Source organism: Nitrospirillum bahiense, assembly GCF_007828025.1.
GTDB classification, from domain to species: Bacteria; Pseudomonadota; Alphaproteobacteria; order Azospirillales; family Azospirillaceae; genus Nitrospirillum; species Nitrospirillum amazonense.
In genome coordinates, this window is sequence record NZ_VITO01000035.1 from 40,761 (window position 1) to 47,013 (window position 6,253).

A 6,253-nucleotide genomic window follows, 5' to 3' on the forward strand; every position below is an offset into this window, starting at 1 on the left:
AAGGACGGTGGGGAAGGACAAGGCGGCGAAACCAGGAGGTTACCCGAATTTACGGGGCGGTAACGCGGGGCCATCCCACCGTAACGCAAGAGATTCAAACGCAAGGGATTCAATCCAGGGCGGTAGGGCCTTGCGGGACTTGAAATCCACGGACCATTGAGGGATCCAGTCCCAACATCTCCAGCCGCAGGACCGCCAATGCCCCAGATGCCCGCAGCCGCAGGCGCACCGCCGGACCGGAACAGCCGCAACGGCTTTCGCACGGCGTTCATCCTGGCGGTGCTGATGCCTGTGCTGGCCAAGCTGCACCAAATCCTGCATCTGCGCCTGGCCAACCCGGCCCTGATGAACAGCGACCTGGTCACCGGGCTGAACGCCGACGGGGTGTCGTCCCTGGACCCCAACGTCGGCTTCACCAGCCAGACGCTGGGGCATCGCGCGGCCCTGGACCTGCTATCCGGCCACCTGCCCTGGTGGAACCCGTATGAGGGCGTGGGCATGCCGTTGGCGGGGGAGATGCAGTCGGCGGCGCTGTTCCCCCTGACGCCGCTGCTGGCCCTGCCGGACGGCCAGCTTTACATGCACATCGCGATGCAGATCATCGCCGGCATCTTCACCGTGCTGGTGATGCGCCGCTTGGGCACGGGCGCCCTGGCCGCCGGCACCGCCGCCCTGCTGTTCGAATTCAACGGAACGTACGCCTGGCTGGCCAACGCCGTCATCAACCCCATCTGCTTCCTGCCCATGATCCTGCTGGGGGTTGAGGATGTCCGTCTGACTGTGATCGCCGGCCGCGAGGGGACGCGCCAGGGCGGCTGGGGTTGGATCGGGCTGGGGGTGGCGCTGTCCCTGTACGCCGGCTTTCCGGAAATGGCCTACCTGGACGGGCTGCTGGCCGCCGCCTGGACCATGGCCCGCCTGCCCGGCCTGGAACGCCGCCAAGCCGCGATGTACCTGGCGCGCCTGGCGCTGGGCGTCGGGGCTGGCGTCCTGCTGGCCGCCCCCATCCTGATCGCCTTCCTGGGATACCTGCCGCACGCTTTCGTGGGCGCCCATGGCGGCGAAGGCTATCGTTATGTTCGCCTGGGTCAGGAACGCCTCATCACCCTGCTGATGCCTTACCTTCATGGGCGGCTGACGGACGCCACCACCCCAGACGCCGGCGTCTTCTGGGGGCGGGCCGGGGGCTATGTCGGCGTGATGATGCCGGCCATGGCGGTGATGGGCCTGTGGGCGCAGCGGTGGCGCGGCCTGCGCCTAGCCTTGGGCGCATGGTCGCTCTTCACCATTGCCACCCTCTACGGCGTGCCCGGCCTGACACACCTGGTCACCGCCGTGCCCATGGTCACCAACAGCATCTTCACGCGCTATCTGCCGCCCTCTTTCGAATTCGCCCTGGCCGTCCTGGCCGGTCTGGCCTGTCACGACCTGGCCCAGGCCGGCGACATGCGGCGATTTTGGGCCCGCCCGCTTTTCCGGAAGGGGGCCGCCGCCCTGGCGCTGCTGGTGCTGGCCGCCGCCGTCCTGTCATGGGGCCGCTTCAACGATACCGCCGTCCTGACATGGTACCGGCTATCGATGGGCTGCACCGCGGCCTTGGCGCTTGGTGTCTGCATCCTGGCATTCCGGCGCCTGGATGGCCGGCGCCAGGCCCAGGGCCTGGCGGCCTTCGCCGTCGTGGAGGCCATCGCCCTGTTCCTGGTACCGGCGGTGTGGACGGTCAAGGCCGGCACGCTGCAACTGGGGGGCATCCACTTCCTGCGGCAGAATTTGGGGCTGCAGCGCTTTTACACCCTGGGCCCGATACAGCCCAACTACGGGTCCTTTTACGGGGTCGCCAGCCTGAACCACGATGACCTGCCCCTGCCTGCCGACTGGACGCGCTACGTCCACGACCATCTGGACGACAACACCACCGGCGTGACCTTCGGCCCCTATGGGCACCTGGACCCCAGCCGGGGCAGCCAGGCGCAAAACCTGATGCGCAACCTGGACGCCTTCCGCGAGGTGGGCGTCAAATACGTGGTCGCCCCGCCCGGGATTTCGCCCTTCGGATGGGATGCCGGCCAGGACCCGAACGACCCTGGCCACCAGCCCCTGCGCCTGGACGACGGCACGCGGGTGACGCTGGCGGTGCCGGATTACCCGGCGGGGAATGAGGTGCATGACGTCAGCGTCATGCTGGGGACCTACGGCGACAAGAGCGACGGGGCTTTGCTGGTAACGGCGTGCCGGGGCGAAGTCTGCGCCACCGGGCGCACCGATTTGGCCGCCGCCCGTGACGGCCGCTATGCCCGCATCTCGCTGGACCACCCCCTGCCGCCCGGCAGCGCGCCGGTCACCCTGGAATGGCGCAAGTCCGGCGGCGCGGTGCCGGTGGTCATCTGGGCCATCCAAGGCCATGCCGACCGGCCCCGCGCCCTGGCCCTGGACGGCGCGCCCAAGCCGGGATGGGAAGCCGTCATCGGCATGGGAGCCCCCGTCCCGGCCTTCGTGGATGCGCCTGTCTATTCCGATGCCGTCATGGACATTTATGAGATGCGCCAGCCCCCGGCGCCCTATTTCCAGGCTGACGGATGCGTGGTGGATGCCACCGTGCGCGTACAGGCGACCGTGGATTGTCCCGCGCCGGCAACGCTGACGCGGCGGGAACTCTACCTGCCGGGATGGACAGCTACGGTCAACGGCCAGGACAGCCCCGTCCTGCGACAGGGGGAACTGTTCCAGCAGGTCGCCCTGCCCGCGGGCCGGTCGGTGGTGGAGTTCCGCTTCCGCCCGCCCTTCATGCCCCTGGGATACGCGGCCTTCGCCGCCGGCCTGTTGCTGACGGCCCTGGGATGGCGGACATGGAGGTGGCGGGAGGAAGCGTCCCGCGCTGGCAGCTAACAGGCGAAATCGCTGATCTTGCCATCAGCGTCCAGGTGGACCACGCACAGCCAGGTACCGCTGGCGTACCGCGCCTCATAGACGTCATGGCTGACGCGGGCGTCGGGCGCGTCCTTCTTGTTCAGCGCGCGCTCGATGCTGCCGATGTAGCGCAGCCCTTGCAAGGCGCCCCGCCCCGCGGCGCGGTTCGGACGGGCCAGCAGCTTGCTCAGGCGGGGCAGCAGGTTGGGGGTGTAGAGGCCGGGCGTCAGCTGGCCGCCGTCCCAATCGGCCAAGGCCTGGCGCAGGGCCGCCAGGCTGGGCGGGGCCGCGTCCGCCGGCGGTTCGAAGTGCGCGCCGCGCGCCGGCACCTGCGCCGTCACCGGCAGGAAGCCCGCCAGCCGGCCGTTGGCCTGGCCGGTGAAGGATAATTGCTGGCCCGCCGTTCCCTCGACCTCGGCATCGACATGGAAGGCGATGCCACCCGCCAGGCTCCATGACAGGCTGAGATGGCGCTCCTCCAGCTCCCCTTCTCCTACCGAGTCCAGCAGGGGGCAATAGGCCCGCAGGCGGCCGCGCGTCTGCTCGAACCGGCAGATGTGGGTATCGTTCTCATAGCGCTTGTAGAAAGCCGAATCGCCCAGGCCGAAGGTGGAGCGGGCGGTGATCTTCCAATAGCCGCTGACGTCCAGGGGCGTCACCACCACCTCCTGGATGCCGGTGTCCGGGGGCGGGGCGAACGGCCCGGCCGCCGTGGCGGGTTGGGCCGGGGCAGCCGCCGAGGGGGCTGGACGCTTGCGGGGGCTGGGCGTCGTGCCTGGCTGCGCGCCCGAGGGCACCGGCACCCCTTGGGACGTGGCGGCATCAGCCGTGGCTTGCGGCCCGCTCTCCACCGGCGGCAGCACCACCCCATCGGCGGGGCCGCCCAGATGATGCAGGGCGGTGCCGTGTTCCTGGGCATTGTTGCTGGCGCAGGCCGCCAGGCCCAGCATCAGCGCCACCGCCAGTCCGCTGCGCCGCTTGCGCATCCTTACGCTCCGCCGCCCTGGCCGTTCGCCCCGTCCCCGGCTTCCGGCACCTGATGCTTCAGGATCAGGGGCACCTGAGCCATGCTGAACAGCACGAACAGCGGAATGACGACGAAGGACTTGTAGGCCACCCACTGGTCGGTGGTGAGGAAGCGCCACGCCACCTCGTTGGCGCCGGCCAGCACCAGGAAGAAGGCCATCCAGCGCACGGTCAGGCGGCGCCAGCCATCCTGGTCCAGATCCACACCCACCAGCACCTGGGCCAGAAGGTTGCGGCGCAGGGCCACGCCCACGGCCAGGGCCAGGGCGAACAGCAGATAGATGATGGTGGCCTTCACCTTGATGAAGGTCTCATCGTTCAGCCACAGGGTCAGGCCGCCGAACACCAGCACGAAGCCGCAGGTGACCAGCGGCATCAGCGGCCACTTGCCATCCAGCTTGCGATAGATGGGCAGGGCCACCACCGCCGCCACCATGAAGGCGGCGGTGGCGACCATGATCCCACCCTTGGCGTTGGCCACGAAGAAGACGACCAACGGGCCCCATTCCAGGAGCAGACGGATCAGCTGGGACATTACTGGAACGCCGCCTCGACGAAGCTGCGCAGCTTGCGGCTGTGCAGCCGCTCCAGCCCGTTCTCCCGCATCAGCTCCATGGCCAGCATGCCGATGGCCAGGTGCTGGTCCACCCGGGCGCGATAGAAGTGGTTGGCCATGCCGGGCAGCTTCAGCTCACCATGCAGCGGCTTGTCCGACACGCACAGCAGGGTGCCGTAGGGCACGCGGAAGCGGAAGCCGTTGGCGGCGATGGTGGCCGATTCCATGTCCAGCGCGATGGCGCGGCTCTGGCTGAAGCGCTGCACCGGCTCGCGGTAGTCGCGCAGTTCCCAATTGCGGTTGTCGATGGTAGCGACCGTGCCGGTGCGCATGAGGCTCTTCAGCTCCCAGCCCTCCAGCCCGGTGACGTGGCCCACCGCCTTTTCCAGGGCCACCTGCACCTCGGCCAGGGGCGGCACGGGGATCCAGGTGGGCAGGTCGGCGTCCAGCACCTTGTCCTCGCGCACATAGCCGTGGGCCAGGACATAGTCGCCCAGGCGTTGCGTCTCACGCAGACCGGCGCAGTGGCCCAGCATCAGCCAGACGTGGGGCCGCAACACGGCGATGTGGTCGGTGATGGTCTTGGCGTTGCTGGGGCCGACACCGATGTTGACGATGGTGATGCCGTTGCCGTCCGCCCGCTTCAGGTGATAGGCGGGCATCTGGGGCAGGCGCTTCACCCGCTCCCCCTCATTGGCGCGGCCGGGCTCCAGCGCCTGGTTGAAGGTCACGTGGTCGCCGGGCTCGACGAAGGCCACGTATTGCGAGCGGTAGGTCTGCACCTCCGGATCGTCCGAGGGCTGCATGGTCTCCAGCCCCCGGCGCACGAACTCGTCGATGTAGAACTGGTAGTTGGTGAACAGCACGTAGTTCTGGAAGTGGTCCGGCGCCGTGGCGGAATAGTGCTTCAGGCGGTGCAGGCTGTAGTCCACGCGCGGGCCGGTGAACAGGGCCAACGGCTCGGGCGAGCCCGGCGGGCATTCGTAGGTGCCATTGACGATGCTGTCGTCCATGACCGCCAGGTCGGGCAGGTCGAACACCTCGCGCAGTTTGCGCAAATGTTCCGGCGGCAGGTCCCCTTCCACATGCATGCCTTCCGGGAAGGCGAACTGGATGGGGATGGGCATGTCGCTCACCCCCACCTCGATGCTTGTGGTGTGGTTGCGCAGCAGCTGCTGGAACTGGTGGCGGTAGTAATGGGCGTAAAGGTCGGGCCGCGTCAGCGTGGTGCGGTAGGTGCCGGGACCGGAAACGAAGCCATAGGCCAGGCGGCTGTCCACCCGAGGCTCATGGTCCACCGTCACCTGCACGAATGGATAGAAGCGGCGCACCCGGCCGGTGAAACTCTCGCCCCTGGCATAATCCTGGAAGCGGGCCCGCAAATACCCGACCGCGTCATTGTACAGCGTCAGCACATGGGTGAAGGCGGCATCCGCGTCGGTGAAGGTGACGACCTTGTCAGCCTGCAGGGAAACCGGTGCGTTCAATCGGAAAACTCCTCTTTTATTCTGGGGTCCTTCCCGCCCACAGCCGGATTGCCGTCGGCGGACCCCTTCGTCAGCAAAGTCTTTTAAAAAATAGAAAAGCCGCACCGGGCTTTCCCCGTGTGCGGCTTCATCCTTCATAGTTGGTCAAGGACCGGGCCTCTGTCAAGCGCACCCTGATGACCGCAGGGCAATCGCTTGAAGCGCTGGTTGACAGCGGAGCTGGCATAAGCGTGTAGCCTTCGCCGTAGAAGGATGATTCATAGGAAGCCATCGATTG

4 protein-coding genes are annotated in these 6,253 nt (G+C 67.8%); 1 reads left to right on the plus strand and 3 read right to left on the minus strand.

Annotation, left to right across the window (positions count from 1 at the left end; translation table 11 throughout):
- The first annotated feature begins 198 nt into the window (after positions 1-198).
- Positions 199-2,886 carry a YfhO family protein gene (locus FBZ88_RS29415; RefSeq protein ID WP_145620541.1) on the plus strand — a complete coding sequence of 896 codons (2,688 nt, stop codon included), beginning with the start codon at positions 199-201 and terminating at the stop codon, positions 2,884-2,886.
- Here FBZ88_RS29415 and FBZ88_RS30445 read toward each other — a convergent pair.
- The 3 genes from FBZ88_RS30445 to FBZ88_RS29430 are packed head-to-tail and all read right to left on the minus strand — an operon-like array spanning position 2,883 to position 5,976.
- Complete coding sequence (locus FBZ88_RS30445; protein ID WP_186464659.1) at positions 2,883-3,893, minus strand: hypothetical protein; 1,011 nt, start codon at positions 3,891-3,893, stop codon at positions 2,883-2,885. The two genes, FBZ88_RS29415 and FBZ88_RS30445, sit on opposite strands and share 4 nt — an antisense overlap.
- A gap of 2 nt (positions 3,894-3,895) precedes the next feature.
- Complete coding sequence (locus FBZ88_RS29425; RefSeq protein WP_145620543.1) at positions 3,896-4,468, minus strand: septation protein A; 573 nt, start codon at positions 4,466-4,468, stop codon at positions 3,896-3,898.
- Entirely contained in the window at positions 4,468-5,976 is a 1,509-nt protein-coding gene (locus FBZ88_RS29430; RefSeq protein ID WP_145620544.1) for an AMP nucleosidase, read from the minus strand. The genes FBZ88_RS29425 and FBZ88_RS29430 overlap by 1 nt, the downstream gene beginning before the upstream one ends.
- Positions 5,977-6,253 lie beyond the last annotated feature (277 nt).

Coding starts and splice junctions, on each gene's coding strand:
- FBZ88_RS30445 (WP_186464659.1), bottom strand. CDS start 3,893: ATGCGCAAGCGGCGCAGCGGACTGGCGGTGGCGCTGATGCTGGGCCTG.
- FBZ88_RS29425 (WP_145620543.1), bottom strand. CDS start 4,468: ATGTCCCAGCTGATCCGTCTGCTCCTGGAATGGGGCCCGTTGGTCGTC.
- FBZ88_RS29415 (WP_145620541.1), top strand. CDS start 199: ATGCCCCAGATGCCCGCAGCCGCAGGCGCACCGCCGGACCGGAACAGC.